General features: G+C 38.8%; 24 protein-coding genes and 1 tRNA gene. 13 read left to right on the top strand and 12 right to left on the bottom strand.

The window, feature by feature from the left end; genetic code table 11:
* Both LHW48_11535 and LHW48_11530 read right to left on the bottom strand, forming a co-directional pair.
* Nucleotides 1-269: amidohydrolase family protein (locus tag LHW48_11535; GenBank protein MCB5261078.1), on the bottom strand; the 269-nt coding region annotated here is incomplete at its 3' end.
* Nucleotides 266-859 carry a Maf family protein gene (locus LHW48_11530; protein ID MCB5261077.1) on the bottom strand — a complete coding sequence of 198 codons (594 nt, stop codon included), beginning with the start codon at nt 857-859 and terminating at the stop codon, nt 266-268. The genes LHW48_11535 and LHW48_11530, both read right to left, overlap by 4 nt.
* A gap of 141 nt (nt 860-1,000) precedes the next feature.
* Here LHW48_11530 and serC point away from each other — a divergent pair, with 141 nt between their 5' ends.
* From serC to coaE, 7 genes are all read left to right on the top strand, one after another.
* Nucleotides 1,001-2,086 carry a 3-phosphoserine/phosphohydroxythreonine transaminase gene (gene serC / locus LHW48_11525; GenBank protein ID MCB5261076.1) on the top strand — a complete coding sequence of 362 codons (1,086 nt, stop codon included), beginning with the start codon at nt 1,001-1,003 and terminating at the stop codon, nt 2,084-2,086.
* 95 nt (nt 2,087-2,181) lie between these two features.
* Nucleotides 2,182-2,796 carry a MotA/TolQ/ExbB proton channel family protein gene (locus tag LHW48_11520; GenBank protein ID MCB5261075.1) on the top strand — a complete coding sequence of 205 codons (615 nt, stop codon included), beginning with the start codon at nt 2,182-2,184 and terminating at the stop codon, nt 2,794-2,796.
* Nucleotides 2,793-3,194 (top strand): biopolymer transporter ExbD, encoded by a 402-nt coding sequence (locus LHW48_11515; GenBank protein ID MCB5261074.1) that lies wholly within the window; start codon nt 2,793-2,795, stop codon nt 3,192-3,194. Before LHW48_11520 ends, LHW48_11515 begins: the two co-directional genes overlap by 4 nt.
* A complete protein-coding gene (locus tag LHW48_11510; protein ID MCB5261073.1) occupies nt 3,191-3,841 on the top strand; it encodes a hypothetical protein in 651 nt (216 codons plus the stop codon). The genes LHW48_11515 and LHW48_11510 overlap by 4 nt, the downstream gene beginning before the upstream one ends.
* A 6-nt stretch (nt 3,842-3,847) precedes the next feature.
* Nucleotides 3,848-4,684 (top strand): dihydropteroate synthase, encoded by an 837-nt coding sequence (gene folP / locus LHW48_11505; protein MCB5261072.1) that lies wholly within the window; start codon nt 3,848-3,850, stop codon nt 4,682-4,684.
* Nucleotides 4,684-5,430 (top strand): diadenylate cyclase CdaA, encoded by a 747-nt coding sequence (cdaA, locus tag LHW48_11500; protein MCB5261071.1) that lies wholly within the window; start codon nt 4,684-4,686, stop codon nt 5,428-5,430. Before folP ends, cdaA begins: the two co-directional genes overlap by 1 nt.
* Entirely contained in the window at nt 5,417-6,007 is a 591-nt protein-coding gene (gene coaE / locus LHW48_11495) for a dephospho-CoA kinase (protein ID MCB5261070.1), read from the top strand. Before cdaA ends, coaE begins: the two co-directional genes overlap by 14 nt.
* A 28-nt stretch (nt 6,008-6,035) precedes the next feature.
* Here coaE and LHW48_11490 read toward each other — a convergent pair whose 3' ends face one another.
* From LHW48_11490 to LHW48_11455, 8 genes are all read right to left on the bottom strand, one after another.
* Complete coding sequence (locus LHW48_11490) at nt 6,036-6,476, bottom strand: hypothetical protein (protein MCB5261069.1); 441 nt, start codon at nt 6,474-6,476, stop codon at nt 6,036-6,038.
* 308 nt (nt 6,477-6,784) lie between these two features.
* Nucleotides 6,785-7,261: a hypothetical protein gene (locus LHW48_11485; GenBank protein ID MCB5261068.1), complete on the bottom strand. Its 477-nt coding sequence runs from the start codon at nt 7,259-7,261 to the stop codon at nt 6,785-6,787.
* 225 nt (nt 7,262-7,486) lie between these two features.
* Nucleotides 7,487-7,563, bottom strand: a tRNA-Thr gene (locus LHW48_11480).
* Nucleotides 7,554-8,231, bottom strand: a complete 678-nt coding sequence (locus LHW48_11475; protein MCB5261067.1) for a hypothetical protein — start codon at nt 8,229-8,231, stop codon at nt 7,554-7,556. Before LHW48_11475 ends, LHW48_11480 begins: the two co-directional genes overlap by 10 nt.
* Nucleotides 8,232-8,360: 129 nt before the next feature.
* Nucleotides 8,361-9,146, bottom strand: coding sequence for a polysaccharide deacetylase family protein (locus tag LHW48_11470; protein MCB5261066.1), 786 nt, complete (start codon nt 9,144-9,146; stop codon nt 8,361-8,363).
* The gene (locus LHW48_11465) at nt 9,043-10,089 is read right to left on the bottom strand and encodes a hypothetical protein (protein ID MCB5261065.1); all 1,047 of its coding nucleotides are present in this window, start codon (nt 10,087-10,089) and stop codon (nt 9,043-9,045) included. Before LHW48_11465 ends, LHW48_11470 begins: the two co-directional genes overlap by 104 nt.
* Complete coding sequence (locus LHW48_11460; GenBank protein ID MCB5261064.1) at nt 10,082-10,678, bottom strand: TetR/AcrR family transcriptional regulator; 597 nt, start codon at nt 10,676-10,678, stop codon at nt 10,082-10,084. Before LHW48_11460 ends, LHW48_11465 begins: the two co-directional genes overlap by 8 nt.
* Before the next feature lie 55 nt (nt 10,679-10,733).
* On the bottom strand, nt 10,734-11,504 hold the full coding sequence (locus tag LHW48_11455) for a class I SAM-dependent methyltransferase (protein MCB5261063.1): 771 nt from the start codon (nt 11,502-11,504) through the stop codon (nt 10,734-10,736).
* A 75-nt stretch (nt 11,505-11,579) separates the two neighbouring features.
* On the opposite strand from LHW48_11455, the gene LHW48_11450 reads away from it, so the two are divergent.
* From LHW48_11450 to LHW48_11425, 6 genes are read left to right on the top strand one after another with little or no spacing between them, the layout of a single operon-like run.
* The gene (locus LHW48_11450; protein MCB5261062.1) at nt 11,580-12,437 is read left to right on the top strand and encodes a PHP domain-containing protein; all 858 of its coding nucleotides are present in this window, start codon (nt 11,580-11,582) and stop codon (nt 12,435-12,437) included.
* Entirely contained in the window at nt 12,422-12,961 is a 540-nt protein-coding gene (locus LHW48_11445) for a hypothetical protein (GenBank protein MCB5261061.1), read from the top strand. The genes LHW48_11450 and LHW48_11445 overlap by 16 nt, the downstream gene beginning before the upstream one ends.
* Entirely contained in the window at nt 12,939-14,093 is a 1,155-nt protein-coding gene (locus LHW48_11440; GenBank protein MCB5261060.1) for a PatB family C-S lyase, read from the top strand. Before LHW48_11445 ends, LHW48_11440 begins: the two co-directional genes overlap by 23 nt.
* Before the next feature lie 5 nt (nt 14,094-14,098).
* Complete coding sequence (locus tag LHW48_11435) at nt 14,099-14,923, top strand: 2,3,4,5-tetrahydropyridine-2,6-dicarboxylate N-succinyltransferase (GenBank protein MCB5261059.1); 825 nt, start codon at nt 14,099-14,101, stop codon at nt 14,921-14,923.
* Nucleotides 14,898-15,983, top strand: a complete 1,086-nt coding sequence (locus tag LHW48_11430; protein MCB5261058.1) for a pyridoxal phosphate-dependent aminotransferase — start codon at nt 14,898-14,900, stop codon at nt 15,981-15,983. The genes LHW48_11435 and LHW48_11430 overlap by 26 nt, the downstream gene beginning before the upstream one ends.
* Nucleotides 15,980-17,548: an amidohydrolase gene (locus LHW48_11425; protein ID MCB5261057.1), complete on the top strand. Its 1,569-nt coding sequence runs from the start codon at nt 15,980-15,982 to the stop codon at nt 17,546-17,548. Before LHW48_11430 ends, LHW48_11425 begins: the two co-directional genes overlap by 4 nt.
* A 574-nt stretch (nt 17,549-18,122) precedes the next feature.
* Here LHW48_11425 and LHW48_11420 read toward each other — a convergent pair.
* A complete protein-coding gene (locus tag LHW48_11420; GenBank protein ID MCB5261056.1) occupies nt 18,123-20,285 on the bottom strand; it encodes a patatin-like phospholipase family protein in 2,163 nt (720 codons plus the stop codon).
* Between the two features lie 6 nt (nt 20,286-20,291).
* Nucleotides 20,292-20,483: hypothetical protein (locus tag LHW48_11415; protein ID MCB5261055.1), on the bottom strand; the 192-nt coding region annotated here is incomplete at its 5' end.

Here is a 20,483-nt window from a genome sequence, read left to right as displayed (position 1 = left end):
GCAATCATATCCAATACATCTCTGATGCAAGTGGCTTCATTAAGATCTATCATCAGAGAGTATAATCCACCCTCAAAGCTGTGGGTATGAGTATCAATAAATCCGGGGAACATAAAACAGCCCATTAAGTCTATATGCTCTACATTTGAATAAGCGTTCAAATCTGACCATAATATATCAGCTATTTTGCCGTCTTTTGTCAATACCCCCTTAACGGTATCGTCAAATGCTCCATTTATCCAGAAGTGGGCATTGTAAAACAACTTCATATTGTACCTTCCGCAATCATTTCTGTAAGAGTTTCATAAAACTTGCGAACTGGGAAACCCATAACATTAAAGTAGCAACCTTCAATGCTAGTAATAAACTGACTACCATATCCTTGAATGCCATAAGCTCCAGCTTTGTCCATAGGTTCATTAGTGTCTAGATAATCTTTAATCTCTGCATCGGATAAAGAAGCAAAGCGCACTTTACTGATCTCGTAAACAGTGCGGTGGTGGTTCTCTTTGCCAATGCAAAGCGCAGTAATTACTTGGTGTGAATTCCCACTTAGTTTTCTCAAGTGGCTTGCTGCTTCTAGTTTGCTCTGAGGTTTTCCAAGGATTGTATCGTCTAGAACCACAATAGTATCGGCGGCAATTACGAGATCTATTTCATCGCATTTACTTGTAACTGCCAATAGTTTATTTCTTGCATGACGCATAGTCTGCAAAATGGGATCTTCGTTGCTCATAGGCTCGGCTACGTCGCTTATCTTTACCACACAATCTACATTCAGCATATTCAGTATCTCTCTGCGTCGCGGAGATGCTGATGCCAACACAATTTTATATGGTTTTAATATCTTATCTATCATTAAGTTATTCCTTTGTGACATAGTTCAAGAAATAACGAATAAGTCAACAAAATTCTGATTGCTGAAAAAATAGCTTGCCTTAAAGGATAGCTTCCGAAATTCTTGCACTAAAGTACAAAAAATATATTCAGGAGGATCTCAATGGAACGCGTACATAATTTTAACGCGGGACCCGCCGTGCTTCCGGAAGAAGTTCTGCGCGAAGCCCAGGCAGATTTATTTAACTACAAAAACATGGGACTTTCTGTGATGGAAATGAGCCATCGCAGCAAAGAATACCAAGCCATTATTGATGAAACAAACGCTGCGGTAAAAAGAATTTACAATCTTGGTGAAGAGTACGATGTCCTCTTCCTTCAAGGTGGAGCAAGCCTGCAGTTTCTTATGGTGCCGATGAACTTTGCTCATGAAGGCAAGATTGGTAATTACGTAAATACCGGCGTATGGAGCAAAAAGGCAATTGCAGAAATAAAGAAGATTGGCAAACCTTATCATGTTGCTGCCTCTAGTGAGGATAAGGGATTTAACTATATTCCTAAAACTCATCAACTTTCCGATAATCCTGCTTATCTGCACATTACAACGAATAACACTATCTATGGAACCGAATGGCATCACGATCCAGATGTAGCTCCAGGTGTTCCACTAATTGCAGATATGAGTTCAAACTTTATGAGCAAGCCCATCGACGTAAAGAAATACTCTATGATTTATGCCGGAGCTCAAAAGAACGTAGGGCCTGCTGGTTGCGTGGTAGCAATAATCAAAAAAGATTTCCTTGAGACTGCTCAAGCCGGAATGCCTTCTATGCTTGATTATAAGTTGATGGCAAGCAAGGGATCCATGTACAACACACCTCCAACATTCACAATCTATATGATTGGTCTTGTCCTCAAATGGATTGAAGACATGGGCGGACTTACCAAGGTGGCGCAAAACAATCAAGCAAAAGCGAAGTATGTTTACGACGTAATAGATGCCTCCAATGGTTTTTATAAAGGTGCTGCTGCCATCGATGACCGTTCCTTGATGAACATCACCTTCCGCATGGCAAGCGAGGATCTAGAAGCTCTTTTTGTAAGCGAAGCAAAAAAAGCTGGGATGATTGGTCTTAAGGGACACCGTGATGTTGGTGGATGCCGTGCCAGCACCTACAATTCATTACCTCTTAATGCTACACATGCACTTGCGGAGTTTATGAAAGACTTCATGAAGAAGCATGGATAAATATTAACTCATTTGTTGCTGTTTGCCCTTCTTTAAGCCTTTATTAGCAAGAAGAAGGGCAAGCCATTTGATCTTTTAATTTCCATAGAGGTTATATGTCTGTTTTTTCTTTAATGCTGCGTGGCGGCATTCTAATGTATCTGTTAGTGCTTATTTCCATTGCGGTTATCGCTATTGTTCTCGAAAAATATCGTCAAATTGTAAAAGTAAGAAAGGGCAACAAAACTCTTTTAGATGCATTATGTAATCTTAACGATTCAGATGAGCTCAAATCTGCTTTAGCCGCCGAAGTCCAATCCAGCCCTCTCAAAGTAATGTTAGATAAGCTATTTAACGCCCAGACTGATGAAGATGCTCTTATAAACCAGAGTATGGAAGCTGCGGCTCAAGCAGAGCTTCATAAGATGGAAAAAGGTCTTGGTTGGCTTAGTACATTCGCCGCAATTGCGCCACTCATTGGATTCTTAGGTACTGTGATTGGCATGGTAAGAGTATTTATGACCATTCAAACCCATAGCAGTGGGGGAGTGGATATAAGTTTGCTGGCTGGGGGTATATGGGAAGCCTTGCTCACTACAGTGGGCGGATTAATCGTTGGAATTGTTGCAATAATCTTTTATAATGATATCGTCCAACATCTTGAAAATATAGTTAAAACAATGCAAGAAAGTGCCGTAGAATATACTATCCGCATAAGGAAAACTCGGTGAAACTACGTTTAAACAAGAAGAAGATTAGTACCACAATGCTCATTTCAATGACAGACGTGATCTTTCTTCTGATCATATTCTTACTAATTGTATCCAATTTTAGCAGCCAAACTGGATTGCCGGTAAGGTTACCGGGCTCTACAACGGCTACACTTCACACGCTTCAGAATATCTCGATAACCTATTATGCAGATGATAGATTGTTTTACAACGATGAAGCTCTTTCTTTAGAGGAGTTAAGGGCTAGACTTACCGAAGATTATCAAAGCCAAGATCAGGTTGTAAGGCTTTCAGCGGAATCCATTTTACCTTTACAAAAGCTTATAGCGATGATGGATATTATTCGCGCCGCAGGTTATGAAAAGATTTTTGTAGCCACTGAGGTTCAAGATACATGAAGATAGTCCCGCTTACCAGAGCTTATGCGATTTCAATTTTTATACATATAGTTGTATTCGGCATTTTTTCGGTTTTGCATTTGAATACCAAAAACCAGCAGAAATGGCATAGTTTCGATTGGCTAAGCGAGACGAATATGGGCAGAGTGAATACAAGCGCACAATATGGCGAAAACAAAGGCTTGAAGAACCTAGACAGTATGGTGAAGAATCAACCTGAATCAGGAAACGCAAGCGCAAGCAAAATCGAAAGCCCTTTCTGGGAAAGCATAGAAAACCAAGAGCCCGCCATTAACCCTCAAAGAATCACTGGCAGTATCAGTGATAAACTTAAAGAAGCCGGAAGCATTGGCAATCCGGAGTCCAAAGCTTACTATTCGAATATGCTGGAGGGAGATGCCGATGTATATTTTATTAATGAGACTCTGCCAACTATTGCTCCGTTGATAAATGATTCGGTGGTAGTAGAATTTTCTCTCTATCGCGATGGGAAAGTGAATATGAATCGGGTTAAAGTAATTACCTACCGCCGCAGCGAACACTGGCTATCGCTTAAGGAGGCTATGCAAAGCTGGCGCTTTGGTTTTACTGGAACATACAATGCCCAACGAGTTTATCGCATAAGATGCAATTTTACATTAAGGTAATGCCGCATGATTTCAGAATATCTTAAACAAATAACCATTCCGCAAATAATGGGAATTCTGAATCTAACCGAAGATTCATTTTCGGATGGAGGATATTATCTTTCCCAATCTGCTGCAATTGCACAAGCTGAAAAGTTGATTGCTCAAGGTGCAGATATTATTGATATTGGAGCCGAATCAACACGTCCGGGAGCTCATGAGATATCTGCCGATCTGGAGTGGCAACGTATTCATCCAGTATTGAAGTATCTTAAAAGCAGCTATCCTCAGGTTCCAATTTCCATAGATACTCAAAAAGCTACAGTAGCAGCCAAAGCTATCGAATATGGGGCAGATATTATTAACGATGTTTCGGCTTTAAGGTTCGATCCGGAAATCGGGCATACGCTTGCTGGAGCAAATCATGTAAAACTTGTTTTAATGCACATGCAAGGCAGACCTCAAACAATGCAGCAAAATCCTCAATACAATGATATACTGAGTGAAGTAATACACTTTTTAAATGAGCGCATCGAATACGCAACAAATTGTGGTATTACCAAAGATCGCCTAATTGTGGATCCAGGCATAGGTTTTGGAAAAAACTTGGAGCATAACCTAAAACTGCTTGCTAATTTGGATGAATTAAAAGTTTTCGCCATTCCAATCCTTTTAGGAGCTTCCCGGAAGCAGTTTATCAATAATATCCATGAGGCAGCCGTTCAAAACCGCCTTGGCGGTACTTTAGCAGCCACTGCCATAGCCTGTTTAAGTTCAGTACAAATCATCCGTGTACACGATGTTTTTGAACATGCTCAGTTTCTTAAAGTGCTATACGCAATAGCCCAAACGGGAGTTTCCTAATGGAATTTCTCATTCCAAGATTCAAAGACTTAGTAGATATTTTCGTAATTGCATTTTTAATCTACCAATCCTTGCTAATTATCCGCAAATCCGGTGGATATCAAGTGTTATGGGGGCTATTATTTCTGCTTCTGTTATACTTTTTGGCAAGCATTTTTGAGCTTAAGGTGCTATCGGGATTGCTAAGCGGTATTCGCACATATTGGATTATGGCAATCGTGATACTTTTCCAACCCGAGTTACGCACGATTCTTTCTAAATTGAATCTGGCAAAAGAGTTGCAATCTGTATTTGTGCGAGGTGAACAATCTTCGTTTTACACTCCACTGATTGATGCCGTTTCTTCAATGAGTTTTCGCAAAACCGGAGCACTTATAGTTTTGGAAAATAAAAGAAAACTAAATGAATACATCCAAAACAGTGAACAGATAGATTCTATTATTTCCATGCGCCTGATTCTTACTATATTTAACACTAAAAGCGTTTTGCATGATGGTGCCATCATCATTAGAGGGAATAGGATTATGGCTGCTAAAGTAGTATTACCTCTCTCCACAAATTCAGAATATGGTCGCAAATTTGGCACTCGACACCTTGCAGGTATTGGCATTACAGAAATCTCGGATGCCATTGCCATAATTGTTTCCGAGCAAAGCGGGCAAGTATCTGTGGCTCAAAGCGGAGAGATAAAACAAAATATCGCTTTTGAAGAACTAATGCAGATTATTAGTGATGCATCCAAATAAGAGTATAAATATAGGTATAACCGGAAATATCGGCAGTGGCAAAAGTTCCTTCTGTGCCTTTATCCAAGAGATGGGTTATCCGGTTTACTCTGCCGATAAGATAGCTAATTCTTTATTGCCCGCCGTAAAAGATGTTCTAGTATCTCGCTGGGGAAATCTTATCTGGGATGATGAAGGGCCTAACCGTAAAATTATTGCCAAAATCGTCTTCAATAACTCCCAAGAACTAGAATTTCTGAATAATACTTTACATCCATTGGTAATCCAAGAAATTGATAGCATTATCAAGAAAGCAATTTCAGGATTCAACTTTTTCGAAATCCCACTGTTATTTGAAGCCAAACTTCAAGATCGATTTGATTATTTGATTCTAGTATGCAGTTCCACAGAGATAGTTAAAGAGCGCCTGATGAAACGCAATCCCGAAGATTCTGAGAATCAGTTGATGCGTTTAGCTAAACAGATCCCCGATTCCCAAAAGGCGGAACTGGTGGATTTTGTGATCGAAAACAATGACAGCCTTGCAGACCTGCGTTCAGCAGCAATAGAGCTTATCAAGAACTTGTCAGATATATGAAGCCGCCTCATTTCGCACTGTAGATTTTCTAAACCATACTCTCGATAAACCGTTCATATCCATTCACTTTAGGCAAAATCCCCCGTTCTACAGCCGTTGCTATGGTTATACATGGCAAGCTGGGAAGGTCTTCAACTGCGATGCTTTTAAGATCTATCTTATACAGGCGCGCAATATCCCACATAAGCTTGCTATATAATAGATTCCAAGCGTAGATCGGGTGATCGGAATATCCCGGTAGAGCGTTATATTTAAGAAGATAATTTCTAATATCCTGTTTGTATTCTGCCCGGATTGGCAATGCAAAGATTCTCTTTTGGATTTGACTGAAACTACGATTCTGTGCTTGCTCTACATATTTAGGACGCTTACGCAGGATGTATTTGCGGCGTTTGGGGCTAAAGTACATCACTGCATCATCGATCTTGCCCTCATAACCCATCAATAGTTTAGTGAATTTTACTTTCATTTTTGTGTTCTCCTATTTTTTTTGATCTCTCACTATCTATATGGTGGACAAATACCGGACAAAATGAATATTTCTTTTCCTTTTCCCCGTTATCTTTGCTAAATTTTCCCTCGTTATCCCCTCATGACATGAGGGCATTATGAGGGAAAATAGAGAGCGAGAAGAGAGCACGCAGTTAGAGAAAAATATAGGAGAAATAGAAATGACTAAAGATTTCTTTTGGTTTCTAAAACCAATATACAATGCTCTTTAAAACCTTTAATATAAGCTGCTAAAAGAGCAGATCAGCAGGAGAACCTATCTTGCACTCAATAGAAATCGTAGTAATAATAAAAATCGTCATCATCCCAATTGCCGAAAGTGTATTCAATAATTAGTCTATCATCGGATACAATATATACATAAATAGCTCTGTCGTTATTCAAATACCAGATATAGTCATAATCATAATCATTGCGCACGTCATAATCACCGTGTAGTTCCACCATCTGAGCAATAATGAGCGATTCTGTTTGGGCTGTAGCATTCAAATTATAGTGCAATCCCCATTCATATACAAATAAACTATCGTTGCTAGTATAAATCTTGATGTAGGGCAGTTCACTATTGTTCTGCGAACTAACGAGATAAGTGCGCCCTTCTTGCTGTACATCGAAGCCTTTGGCTTCAAGATTTGTGATGGTTGTAATAATGGAATCACCGTAGGCAATATCAAACAAACCTCGTTGTGCAAAGATACAAGTTGCAAACAGTAACAGACCAAAAACCAGGAGCAATTTTTTCATAATAACCTCTTTTCCTCTTCTGTTCTAGTATTGGAGTCTTGATGAATTTTAATGAATTAATTTTTGTGCACATGAACGCGGAAAACAAATTTTGTCAATAGATATATTGGATAGTTCTTGATTGAAGCTTGTAGTTAACGCTGATCTACATAATGTGTTGAATTAAAAGATGCTTAGAAATATGCACAAAAAAAGGCGGAATAGATAACCGCCTTGATGTAGACCTGGAGCTAAATGGGGGATTCGAACCCCCGACCTACTGATTACGAATCAGTTGCTCTACCGAACTGAGCTAATTTAGCTTATAAATATCTAGCTTGATTGTTTCTTGAGGGATATCGACAAAATTGGAATAGATTCTTCTGATGCCACCAGTATCTTGAGTGTTAATAGCCGAATCTATCCCATGAAAGATGGGAGTAATAATATTAACGTTCACTTTTGAACTCTCAATGATATTGCGCGGGTAAAAGAAGGGAATGGTGCCAATCATGATAGCTTCACGCCCATCTTCTTGCAGCGAATATGCAGGCAATGGCAGCCAGTATTCTAAAGTTACGGCAACATTTTGAGGAAGATCTTCAAATAGAGCCGCATCAAATGAGTAGCAGTTGACTTCCGAATCCTCTTCAATCAATTCTGGTTGAATAAGTTCTGGGATAAAGTGCTTGGGATGTAGATTAGTAGTAATATTATATCTGGTTTCTACTCCATTTAACTTAACATGCTCAATGATAGCATTCGAATTGAGAAAGAAACTATAATAATCTGTATTCAACAAATCACTTTGAGATAATTCGTAGTTTACGCTAACATAAAGGCGGCCGATGCTTGTTCCAGTTGTAAGGTTTACCTCATAATCAAGTGCTTTTAACAAGCTAAAGCGGATTGGAGATCCATCTATCACCTCTTCTGCAGCCAATCCAATAAGGATACAGAATAGGATAAGGCATAGGTTTAGTTTTTTCATCAGCTTTCCTTCTAAATATGATTTTAATGGTTATTAATCTGTACTTAGTGTTTCCGTCAAGCGAAATGTGTAATTATATGCTATTGTTTGCAGGCTGCAATCAGGGTAAATTGATGAGTATTGAAACAATTAGAGAGATGTGGCAATAGCTTTATCTATGGCTTCTTTGAGGGGTAAAACTTGTATGTTCATAGCGTGCAAAAATCCCAAGATATCTTCAAATACACTTGATGAGCAGGAATCTTGATATTCTTCTGCATCAAAATGGTGAAATCCGATAATAATAAGTGCCTCGTTATTGGCAATGCCACGCAGAATTCTGCGTTTTACTGGTTCTGCACTCCACCCGGTTTGAAAAGCGAGATAACCCAAAGATTTTCTATCGATGGGGACGTACATGGCAAAATCGCTACTACCACGAATGTTTTTATATTTATTCAGGATTATGGGATACACTTGGCTGGGGCACTGACCACGAGGCAAGGCAAATGATTCGGGTTTGAGACCATGCTCAATTAAGTTCTGAAAATCTTGGCAAATGTTTTCTTCGGCTTCATTCAAATCTAATTGGTTAAGCTGTTCATGAAGAAGGGTATGTCCACCTGTTTCCCATCCATAGTCTTTCTCCAATTCTACTATATGATGCCAATCCATACGCTCCTGCTTAGCTAGAGCTCCGCTATTTACAAAGTTTGTGCCACGGTATCCATACTGTTGCATTATGGGGAATGCAACATCATACACCGATAGATGCTGATCGTCGAAAGTCAAAACAACGATCGGAGCTTCTGTAGCGCTTGGGGAGAAAAGCTTACATCCTGCGATTATCAGGGGCAGAAGACAGATCAAGCCCAAAATCGAGCGAAATACCGAGCGTGTGTCTGCCTTCTGATGCTTCAAAATGGCTGTAATCATAATAAATAGCTATGTTGCATCTTTGTAGAGGATTGTAGTTCAAGATTAAGCGTTGTTGCCAAATTTTGTTGTTATCCAAAATGCTAATCTGACTTAGCGGAACCAGATCTATTCTTTGTGAAAGCATCTGTTTTATTCGCAATTGATAACGTTGTATTCTTTGGGGAGCATATTCTTTGGACGTAAAACATGCTCCAATGCCAAGAAGCATGTTTTCACTAAGCTGATATAAAACTTCAGTTTGACCAAATAATTCATGATGTGCGTCTGTTGAATCCCATTGGGGAAGAATGGCAAGAGCGGAATTCGCCCTTACGTAGCCTTTTTTACCATACTTAACAATATCTATACCAGTAATAGTTACTGGAGTACGCCAGTGATTATCCATTGTCCGTACTTCCTGAGAGGCATTAAACGTATAAGATTTACCGGTAAGTGTACAGTTTATGACTCCAGAACTTTGATTGTGGGTATTTCCACCAAGATCAAGTTTTATCTTTATATTATTTGAGGATTCTGGGTTGTAGGAGACTGCCAAAGAATTCATCCTCATAATCTGATAATTGAAGTGTTGATATCCGCGCATCAGAACAGGCTGATTATCCATCTCAAAGTTTCCGCCAAAACCATGTTCGTATGTGCCGGCTTCCAAGCTCCAATAAGGCGAGATCTTGCCCTCAATGCGCATTGTATGAAGTTTTATGTGACTTTCATCAAAAAATTGTTCGGTAGAGAGTGCTAGATTAAGCTTAAAGCCTTTATGTACTAGGTTGCGTAAACCAAATTCTGCTCTATATAGCTCATTCCAACTAAGTTCTTTGTTTACCTGGGCGGAGTCGTAATAGATAGTGTTCGAAGATTGCCAATTTGCATAAAAAGGTAAAGCTTGGGCATCTAAATAAACTACTGATACTAAAGCTAAAAGTAAAAAGAACCTATTCATTTATTCCATGTTTTAAAATATCGCGAATGCTTACGGCTATACTAGATATATCCAACTCATTTCCGTGTATAAACCATTGAGACATAGCATAATCCATAGCGCCTACAATAAGCATAGCAAAAGCCTTAGTGTCAATATTACGAATGCGCTTCTCAGTTATGGCTTGTTTTGCGCTGCTTTCCACATAATCAACATACTTTTTTAAGGGATTATAATCTGGAAAAGCAGTATAGAAATCTTCATGTTGACGAGCTTCTATAGTTAAGAAACGGGCAATAAAGGGTTTCTCTTGTACTAAGGAAATGTGTTGCACAAAGAACTCGAACAAGCGATCCATAGTATCTGGAATACTTTTTGTTTCATCAATAATAGATTGTAGAATAGGAGCTATGATCTCTTGCATACATTCATTCAGCAGAGCTTCCTTGCTATCAAAATACACATATACCGTACCCTGGGCTATTTTGGCAGCTTTGGCGATATCGGCAATGGTAGTTTGCTGTGAACCTTTGAGAGCAAAAACCTCAATTGCTTTTTCGAGTATTAACTCTTTTTTATTCTTTCGATTAGCAGATCTCTTATTAGTCATCTTACCTCCTTTAGCTATAAGGATAATTTTAATACAATCAATACATACATATCTGTCAATGCTTTTTCCTGGCAGTAATAATAATTCCAGTTCCTTGGGGATTGTAAAAGGCCAAATCTAAAAGCATCATTATCTGAGCCGGAACAAATACAATAGCATAGTATATGGGTAATAATAAAGCGAATATCTTGTTCCTGTTATATAGTGTTAGTGGGAATTTTAGTAATAATTTCCAGCTTATTGCACCCCAGAAACCATACGAATAGACGGATGAAAGTATCTTGAAACCATTGCTGATCAATTTTTCTTCCAGCTTCTTTTTATTGTATCCAGGACGCACATGTTCTGAAGTGAATTTTGCTGCTTCATCCAGGTCACTGGGGGTGGAAATAATTAATACACCTTTATCTTTCAATGAGTTATGTAAATTTCTCAATACAGCATTATCATTTTGGATATGTTCCAGAATATCAATTGCTACTGCCATATCATATTTTTCTGGGGGAATGTATTCCTGTAGATCTGCATAACTGTATAAAAATCTATTTCCTGCAACAGATGCATAGTTGCGCAGATAATCTGTTTTAAGATCAACAGCACGAACAGTTGCTGCGGGATATTTGGTTAAGATATAATCACTGTATTGACAGAACCCAGCTCCAGCGTCAAAAAAAGAAAACCCATCATCAAAATAGCGATTAATCTCTCTTTTTATATAGCGTTGGCGGAGTAGCAATACATCCAACATAAAGTAAAACAAATTCCGAAATGCTGGGAATAATTCCACATAAACAGCTAGCTTGTCTTTGAGCGGATCATAGTGCATCTTAAGCTCCATCAGAAAAGAAATCTATTGACGATTTTTGTACTTATGCATTTTAGTCAATAGATAAATACGATTATGATAATTAAAGAAATAAATGACATTAGGCGCATCAATTTGCATTTGCATACGCGCGCATCCGATGGAGCTTTTAGTCCAGCACAAATTGTTAACCATGCAAAAAAAATTAGGCTGGATTTGATCTCAATCACAGATCACGATACTGCCGATGCCTATACAGAGTTACCCACTGTAATAGCACCGCTTCACATCCTTCCTGGCATGGAGATAAGCTCGATGCATCAGGGTCAGGACGTACACATTTTAGCTTATGGCTGTGATTTTAATAACCAAGCCCTAAAAGATCTTTCAAAAATGTATCATGAAGGCAGAAGAACCAGAGCCATTAAAATGATTGAGTTACTTGCTAAACTGGGAATGAATATTACCATCGAAGAGGTTGCGGCAATGGCTGGCGCTAAAGATCTGATAGTGCGTCCTCATATTGCTCAAGTGCTTATCCAAAAAGGATATGTCCGCAACAAGAATGAGGCATTCGATAAATATATCGGTAACTTCAAACCGGCTTTTATGCCCAAACCGGAACAAAGCGTTTTGGATGTTATAAATATAATTCACCAAGCAGGTGGGTTAGCGATTGTTGCTCATCCGGGAAAACTTAGCAACCCAGATTTTGTTCAGGAGTTTATTGGCTTTGGCATCGATGGACTGGAAGTGTGGCATCCTGATCATTTCCAGTATCAAGTAGATGAGTTTATTCAAACAGCACAAAACAATGGACTTTATATGACGGCGGGTAGCGATTTTCACGGTGATGGGCAGGAAATTAACCTATCGGACGTGGTGCCGGCATCAGAGATAATACTTGAAAGCGTGCGAAAGCTATACAAGGAATATAAATGTCGCATAAAATAAAGCTGCAATATATTAGAGATAAGATTCCTATCTGTTATCGGCATAAACCTTGGCTACGATGGTTTATGATAGCTATCTCATTAGCAATAATGATATATAGCATATATTTCATGATGCAATATGTTACAAGTGAGACTCCAATCTTTTTTAAAATATTGCCAATAGCTATCGGTTTTGTTGGCTTGGATTCAATTTTGAAGAAAGCTACTGCTCTAAATAGTGTAACTTTTGAATCCTCACATCTACGCTTGGGATTTATAGCTAAAAAACCCATTCAAATAGCCTATAAGGATGTGCTAGCCTTAGAGCTATATCGCAAGATTACATTCTATTTTAGCATTAGATACTTGGATGATAAGGGCAGAGAAAAAAGCTATGTAACCAATGCCTCTTTTCCTAACATTTTAGAGATTATTCTCAATATTGCAGATCTAGCCCCTCAAGCTACGATACCTGAAAAGATGCAAGGAATCCTGGATTATCTAAAGGCAAGCGCAACCGATGAACTTCAATCAAGTAATTGAACGCAAACATTCTGGGTGCTTTAAGTATGATGCCCTCAAAATAATCTATGGCAAAGAAGACATAATCCCACTTTGGGTGGCGGATATGGATTTTGCTGTTGCGCCAGAGATAACTGAATCTCTTATCAAACGCATACAACACCCAATATTTGGATATAACTTCCCTGATCACGATTTTCATGCTTCCATTCGTAAGTGGATTCAAAAGCGGTATAATTGGGATACAGTAGGGCAAAAAGTTATTAATGTTCCAAGTATTATGACTGCTTTGGCTATAGCGGTATTGAGCCAGACAAAACCCGGCGATTCTATTTTAATCCAAACTCCGGTGTATCCTCCATTTTTTAGTACGATTATAGAGCATTCTCGAAATTTACTCACCAATCCTTTGATTTCTCGCAACAATACTTACGAAATTGATTGGGACGATTTTGAGCATAAGGCTGCACAGGTAAAAATGTTTGTGTTATGCAATCCCCACAATCCAGTATCAAAGGTATTTTCTTACGATGAGCTAAAGAAAATTCACCAAATCTGTACCAAGCATGAAGTGATGGTATTTAGCGACGAGATTCATGCAGACATTGTGTTTGCCCCAAACAAACATCAATCCATAGCCAGTTTTGGCGGAGATAATGTAATTACGGGAATATCACCAGCCAAGAGCTTCAATCTTGCCGGTCTTGCCACGGCAGTTATGTTTGCACCAGACAATAAAATTGGCAAAACCCTGAATGAGTTGAATAACAGTCTTCACACATTTATGGGAAACAGCTTTGGCATAACCGCCTTTACCGCTGCCTACCTGAAAGGAGAGCATTGGTTGGAAGCTCTTTTGAACTACCTTAAACAAAACCGTGATCTTGTGCGAGACTTTTTCTTGGAAGAAATACAGAGCATCTCGATGGCAGAATGCAATGGCACATATCTAGCATGGTTAGATTGCAGAGAACTGGGATTAGGGGATAAGGAATTAAATAATTTTTTCATCCAAAAGGCAAGGTTGGCGCTTAATCCCGGAACTTCATTTGGTATAGAGGGAACTGGCTTTATGAGGTTAAACTTTGCCACGCCTCGCAGTGTATTACTATCGGCTTTAGAAAGAATTAAACAAGCATTAAAGGATATGTGATGAAGCTGAAACAACAGATTATTGAATTATATAATGAGCCCAAAAGAGTTTATAGCGAAGCAGATATTTTGCTGTTTGATAGTTTTATTGCTGCACTAGATTCTGGAGAAATACGCTCTTGTAATCCTAATGATAGTAATTGGACTGTGAATCTTTGGGTAAAAATGGGTATTCTGTTAGGCTTTAGAATGGGGGTGCTTATCGAAGTGAAGGCATATTCCGGTAAAAGCTTTTTCGAAAAAAACACTATGCCCGAAAAGATATTTTCAATAGATGATAAGATTCGTATTGTACCCGGAGGCAGTTCGGTGCGAAGGGGAGCATACATATCTCCAGGAGTTACTATTATGCCTCCCTCTTATATCAATATTGGGGCTTGGGTAGATGAGGAAACCATGATTGATTCTCATGCCCTTGTTGGATCGTGTGCTCAAATTGGAAAGAGAGTACACCTTTCGGCGGGAGCCATGATTGGCGGAGTATTAGAGCCCATTGGCACACGTCCGGTAATAATTGAGGACGATGCATTTATTGGCGGTAATAGTGGGATTTACGAAGGAATAATCGTCGGCGAAAAAGCTGTTATAGCTTCGGGAACGATCATTAATGCTTCTACGCCAATCTACGATAGCGTAAACGAGATATTTCTCGCCAAAGATGAAAACAACAGTTTCAGGATTCCCAAAAATGCAGTAGTTGTGCCTGGATCTAGAAGCCTGAAAAGTAATTCCAAATTCCATGTATATTGCCCGATTATTATTAAGTATCGGGATGAAAAAACTGATGCAGCAGTAGTACTAGAACGTGAACTTAGACACAACTTGGATTGAATCTGAGCGTTTAGCGGAAATTCAAATTTCTCTTTTACGCAAGCTTATGTCAGAAGCTGGACCCCAATGCATAAATCTTGCTTTAGGCGAATTGGGATTTGCTTTTCCAAAAACCTTAGCAGAGCATGCTATAAAGCTTCTTGAAGATGGCCAACCGCGGTATACAGCCAATGCCGGTTTAGATGATTTGCGCGATGTCATTGCTCAAACATATAACACATCAGCGAAATGTATATGTGTTTGTAATGGCGCCGAGGAAGCGCTATACATTGCACTTCATGCTTTGGTTAATCCCCTTGATAAGGTTGCCATTCCAGATCCGGATTATCCTGCCTATCCATCCTTAGTAAACTTGGCTATGGGGCAGGTGATAAGGTTGCCATTTGCAGAAGATTTTTGCACGATAGACTGGGATCTTTGGCAAAATAGACTGCAAAACGTAAAAATCCTACTAATGAGTACTCCCTCAAATCCTACTGGATATTGTCTTAATAAATCTGATGCCACGAAACTAAGTGAAATACTAAACTCTTTGGGGATAATCCTAATTGTAGATGAAATTTATAAGGAAGTATATACCAAACCGGTCGAAGTTATAGATTATAACATTTTTGATCGAGTTATACGAATTGGAGGATTATCCAAGTCTCACCTAATGAGTGGTTGGCGCATAGGTTGGCTTTGTTCTCATCCACGTTTAGTTGAAGCGGCAACAAAACTAAAACAATATATATCTACGTGCCCAGCCTGGCTTGCTCAAAAGCTTTCCATTTTTGCGCTCAATAACCCGCAAATACCTCAAGATATTAGGTCTGCTTTAGATATCAACCGAAGAATCGTAGTCGATAACTTTTCTGATTTCATATATCATCTTCCAAGCGCAACACCCTATGCTATGCTGTTAACCACTAACGATATGCAAAAAGCAGAAGATTTGCTACACAAAGGAGTTCTAACGGTTCCAGGAAGCGCTTTTGGAGATATGACAAAAGATTATCTTAGAATAAACTACGCAGTACCTCATGAGCTTTTAAAAGAAGCAATTAGGAGAATATCATGAATATTATATTATACAATGCCTATGTATATGGTTATGAGGGCTTAAATGCTGTCTTAATTATAAACAACATTATATATCACGTTGGCACTCTTAATGAGTGCAAACAGTTAGCTAATATAAACACAGAAGAAATAGACATTAATCAAAGATGCTTATTACCAGCTTTTACCGATGCGCATACTCATTTTGTAGAGCTTTCAAAATCCCGAATATTGGTCAACCTCCTCAATTGCCACAGTATTGAGGATATCGAGTCCGAATTGATTAGGTATAGAGAGTATCTCACTTGGCCTGCGCAGTGGATTTTAGGGGGAGGATGGAATCGTAATAAATTAACTGATCCCTTAGCTTTGAATAAATCAGTTTTAGATAAAGTATTTCCAGATCGACCGGTAGCGTTATTTAGTAGAGATTACCATGCCAAATTATTAAATAGTAAAGCCTTACAAATAGCGGGATGGGATAGAAACACCAAAGATCCTCCAGGGGGAAGATTTGAAAGAATGCCCGATGGCTCACTTAGCGGAGTATTATTTGAAACTGCTACAGAAATGATTGACCCCTTTGTTAAAGCTCCTCCTATGTATGCCATTGTTGATGGCATCAAAGAGACGGTTAACGGCATCTATAAATTTGGCTTGGTGGGTTTTCATGCAATGGAATCGCATCAAAGTGCCTCGTTATTGCAAGAAGCACAAAAGCAAGGCTCACGCTTTAGAACATGTTGGCACTTCCAATCTAACGAGTTGGATATGATGATTTCTGCAGAAAAAAGAAGTTATGAGGGTAACGAATTCTTTAAAATAGGAGGGCTTAAGTTATTTGGAGACGGCTCATTGGGTTCGCTTACGGCAGCAATGTTTGAACCGTATCCAATGGATGCAAGCAATCGGGGAATTCTTCGCTATAAAGATGAAGAACTATACGATGTTATGGAAAAGGCCGCCCAAGCTGGTTTTGCCAGTACGATTCATGCCATTGGAGATCGGTGTGTGCGTCAAGTTATAGATACCGTATTAAGATTACGGAAGAATCCCCAATATCGGAATCTATTCCATCGTATTGAGCACGTTCAATCTATTAGGCTGTGCGATATTGCGGATTTGAAGAAATCAAATCTGTTTGCTAGTTTGCAACCAGTACATATCGCCAACGATATTCCTATGATTCATAATTCTTGGGAGCACATAATCGAGGAAGTATATGCCTTTAGAAGCATGCTACAAGCTCAAATACCCTATGCTTTTGGTTCGGATGCCCCTATTGAAACCATAAATCCTTTCTTGGGGATATATAGTGCCATAAAACGCAAACATGATACAGATCCCCACAAAGAAACCTTAAATGAAAAAGAAAGCATCAGCGTTAATGAGGCTATAGCTGGTTATACTATCGGCGCTGCGACTGCCTCTTGTTCTCATCATTTACGGGGTAAGATTGCTAAAGGTTTTTTGGCAGATCTTATCGTTATAGAAGATTATCGCAAACTGCCCGAAGAATATTGGCTGGAAGCAAGATCGTTGTTTACTATGATAGATGGAGAAATTGTATTGAACGATCTGTAGTATTTACACCATTATTGTTACGATATAAATACGCATTTCATTCCTATTTTCTCCTACGGGCAGGGTGGAACAATTTGTATGATTCGGGCTTGAATGCTGAGCAATCAATATAAGAGATTTGCCCATACAGAAAAAATAAAACAGGTGCTTTTATATGTAGCCATGATTAGCTATTCTTGTGTTTTTTGCAATAACTGTAATGCAAACCTCCTTCTTGATACTTTTACGGAGAGTTAAGGCAAGTTTAGGCTACCATCATCATATCGATAAGGGAGAATCTCGGGATAAACCCACGCTATGTATGGCTTGAAACAAGGAGAGTGAGGTGATGAATAATAAAAAAGCGTTGTACATAAAATTGGGCAATAAATAGATATAACAAAAAATGGTGGGGTTAAGAAAAAACCTCGTGATGATAATCGGAGCTTAACTCAGCTCAATTCAATTCAATTCAATGGATTATTTGTTCAAGGATCTAAATATGACTCTTGCATTTGATAATGGTATCAAATCTCGAATTATTTCTGTGTTGATGAACCTAGAGAGAAATGATCAAATTGTGAATAGGGGAGAGCTATTTGCGGGAGAATTGGAAGATATCTGCATCGTAACCAATTGAGAACATAGTGTTTATGGTATCCCTTTCGTTTAGAGCAAATTGCAAGCGCATAGGAATGCGATAGGGTCTTATACCAATTCCTGCATAATAGCAATATTCATCGCTAAACTTGCTACCAATAAATTCCTCATCACTATAGCTTAAACCCTGAATTCCAGCTTGGATGAAGATATTTTTAAAGGGTTCCGAATTAATCCCAAATTGCATAATGCGAAAATAGGGTGCACTTATCTCGTAAAGAGAGTAGCCTTTAAAGCCGTCCATACCACCAATCGTGAAAGGATCGTTTTTTTGCGATGTTTGATCTTTAAAATAGCTGCCCACGCTTATGCCACCATGTAATGACAGGGAATTATTTATGGGAATATATGCCTCAGTTTTGCCTTTAAAATTGCTGTAGATAAAATCCGACATATTATTATTGAAAGAGAAATTGAATTTACCCATCCCCACAACCCCTTTATGGGGGAACATATAATCATCCAAACTTTCATAATAAGCCTTGAAACCATAGCCACTCACATGATAGTTTTTTAACGAGACATCAGTCTCCGATATTCCCCGGTAAAGGCTAGTATTGCTATAATACAAAAAAGCTTCGGCAATAATGTTGTGATAAGTAAAAACGCCAATCCCAGAGGTAGCTCCCCATTCAAGAGATTTTGAGCTACTTACCTGGAAATGATCATCGTTGTAAGAATAGAGGGTCTTTTCATTGATAAAGGGGAAAATGCGATAATATATGCCCCAGAACTCACCAAAGTTCTTAACGTAGTCTATATTCAATTCATTTTTACCACCCAGAATAACCTGAGTTAGCAACCTAGAATTTTTCAACAAGATATTATCTATACTCAATATTGCACTTGCAGTAAGCTTTAATTCGTTGTTATAAGCGTTATTTAATGCTATCGATTTGGGCTGACGCTCGTGAACGTGAATTTTTAGGACAAACGAATCTTCAGAATCTGGAATCAATTCTGGGTAGATAATAGTAAAAAACTGAGAATTAAGTGCACGGCGAAAAGCTTGAGATATATACCCTGCAGAGTATACTCCTGGTATTTCTAAGCCGAGATACTCTTTTATCTTGGTTAGGCTTACGCGCTTATTACCAATTGCTTCGGCTCTTGAGATTCTGTAGAAATGTTTGTCAATATCAAGTTTTGAATCATTTTTATGCGAAGAGTTATAAGAAGTAGTTTCTATAAAACTGCGGATTGTTTGGATGTTTGAGCGAGCATATTCCTCACCGATCTGGATGATTTGTGCTGCATGCTTAAAATCTTGAGAAGTATACTCTTGCAAGTTTGGCTCTAAGAGGAGATCACATTCATCGATGTTTTCATTTAGTTTGCTAGTGATCCCAATGTTAATGGTTTGATCTAATACATCAATCATTGAATCCAACTTATCTTGTTTGCGTAAAGATGAATTCACTTTAATTGCAACAACTTTATCGGCTCCCATGTTTTTTACTTCTTCGATAGGCAGATTCTGGGAAATTCCTCCATCAATATAGATGTCTTCGCCAACTCTAAAGGGTTGCATCAAACTTGGCACGGATAGGCTGGCTCGTACAGCTTGCATTAAAGAGCCGGAATTGAAGATTTTGGGTGTTCCATCTTGTAAGTTTGTTGCAACACAAGAAAACGCTATTGGCAGGAGGTTAAAGTCTCTAATATTAGATGCTGGAGCATATAGTTCAAACAATTTGAGATTAAGACTGTTAGCACGATACAAACTGGTGGGGAGTTTAGGATTCCAGCCATCATCAAGTTCTAGAACTGCATTTCCAAAGGGTGTCCAACGTTTTTGTCCTACATACAAATCACCACGGGATACATTATCCAACATTAGTTCATCCCAATTTATTGAAACAGCTAAGCTTTCAATTTCTACAGCGGTATAGCCTAAAGCGTAGAATGAGCCGATAATAGCTCCAATACTTGTTCCCGTAACATAATCAGGTTTAATTCCCTCTTCCTCCAAAACCTTAAGAATTCCGATGTGGGCAAAGCCCCGTGCTCCACCACCGGAAAGGGCATAACCCAATCCGGTAGCGTAACACGTAACGAAAATTGTACTTAATACAATTACTATAAGTATTCGCTTCATTAAAAACTAGAATCGTGTTTCTGTGCTAGTCGTGTCAGCTTGTACTGTTTCAACGTTTTCAAACACATATTCAAGACGTCCAAAGACTGAAGTTGATTCGATATGAATCATGCTTTGTGATACTCCATTATTTTGATAATGACTTTCACCAAAACCATAATGACTCTTATCGGGAAGGATAGTAGCCCCAAAAACGCT

It is taken from the genome of Candidatus Cloacimonadota bacterium (genome assembly GCA_020532355.1).
In the GTDB taxonomy this organism is placed as follows: domain Bacteria; phylum Cloacimonadota; class Cloacimonadia; order Cloacimonadales; family Cloacimonadaceae; genus UBA5456.
This window is presented reverse-complemented; position numbering and strand designations above follow the sequence as displayed.

Excerpts from the sequence above, each read along its gene's own strand:
- LHW48_11530 (MCB5261077.1), bottom strand. The coding sequence starts at position 859 with ATGATAGATAAGATATTAAAACCATATAAAATTGTGTTGGCATCAGCA.
- serC (MCB5261076.1), top strand. The coding sequence starts at position 1,001 with ATGGAACGCGTACATAATTTTAACGCGGGACCCGCCGTGCTTCCGGAA.
- LHW48_11520 (MCB5261075.1), top strand. The coding sequence starts at position 2,182 with ATGTCTGTTTTTTCTTTAATGCTGCGTGGCGGCATTCTAATGTATCTG.
- LHW48_11510 (MCB5261073.1), top strand. The coding sequence starts at position 3,191 with ATGAAGATAGTCCCGCTTACCAGAGCTTATGCGATTTCAATTTTTATA.
- folP (MCB5261072.1), top strand. The coding sequence starts at position 3,848 with ATGATTTCAGAATATCTTAAACAAATAACCATTCCGCAAATAATGGGA.
- cdaA (MCB5261071.1), top strand. The coding sequence starts at position 4,684 with ATGGAATTTCTCATTCCAAGATTCAAAGACTTAGTAGATATTTTCGTA.
- coaE (MCB5261070.1), top strand. The coding sequence starts at position 5,417 with ATGCATCCAAATAAGAGTATAAATATAGGTATAACCGGAAATATCGGC.
- LHW48_11490 (MCB5261069.1), bottom strand. The coding sequence starts at position 6,476 with ATGAAAGTAAAATTCACTAAACTATTGATGGGTTATGAGGGCAAGATC.
- LHW48_11485 (MCB5261068.1), bottom strand. The coding sequence starts at position 7,261 with ATGAAAAAATTGCTCCTGGTTTTTGGTCTGTTACTGTTTGCAACTTGT.
- LHW48_11475 (MCB5261067.1), bottom strand. The coding sequence starts at position 8,231 with ATGAAAAAACTAAACCTATGCCTTATCCTATTCTGTATCCTTATTGGA.
- LHW48_11470 (MCB5261066.1), bottom strand. The coding sequence starts at position 9,146 with ATGATTACAGCCATTTTGAAGCATCAGAAGGCAGACACACGCTCGGTA.
- LHW48_11465 (MCB5261065.1), bottom strand. The coding sequence starts at position 10,089 with ATGAATAGGTTCTTTTTACTTTTAGCTTTAGTATCAGTAGTTTATTTA.
- LHW48_11460 (MCB5261064.1), bottom strand. The coding sequence starts at position 10,678 with ATGACTAATAAGAGATCTGCTAATCGAAAGAATAAAAAAGAGTTAATA.
- LHW48_11455 (MCB5261063.1), bottom strand. The coding sequence starts at position 11,504 with ATGCACTATGATCCGCTCAAAGACAAGCTAGCTGTTTATGTGGAATTA.
- LHW48_11450 (MCB5261062.1), top strand. The coding sequence starts at position 11,580 with ATGATAATTAAAGAAATAAATGACATTAGGCGCATCAATTTGCATTTG.
- LHW48_11445 (MCB5261061.1), top strand. The coding sequence starts at position 12,422 with ATGTCGCATAAAATAAAGCTGCAATATATTAGAGATAAGATTCCTATC.
- LHW48_11440 (MCB5261060.1), top strand. The coding sequence starts at position 12,939 with ATGAACTTCAATCAAGTAATTGAACGCAAACATTCTGGGTGCTTTAAG.
- LHW48_11425 (MCB5261057.1), top strand. The coding sequence starts at position 15,980 with ATGAATATTATATTATACAATGCCTATGTATATGGTTATGAGGGCTTA.
- LHW48_11420 (MCB5261056.1), bottom strand. The coding sequence starts at position 20,285 with ATGAAGCGAATACTTATAGTAATTGTATTAAGTACAATTTTCGTTACG.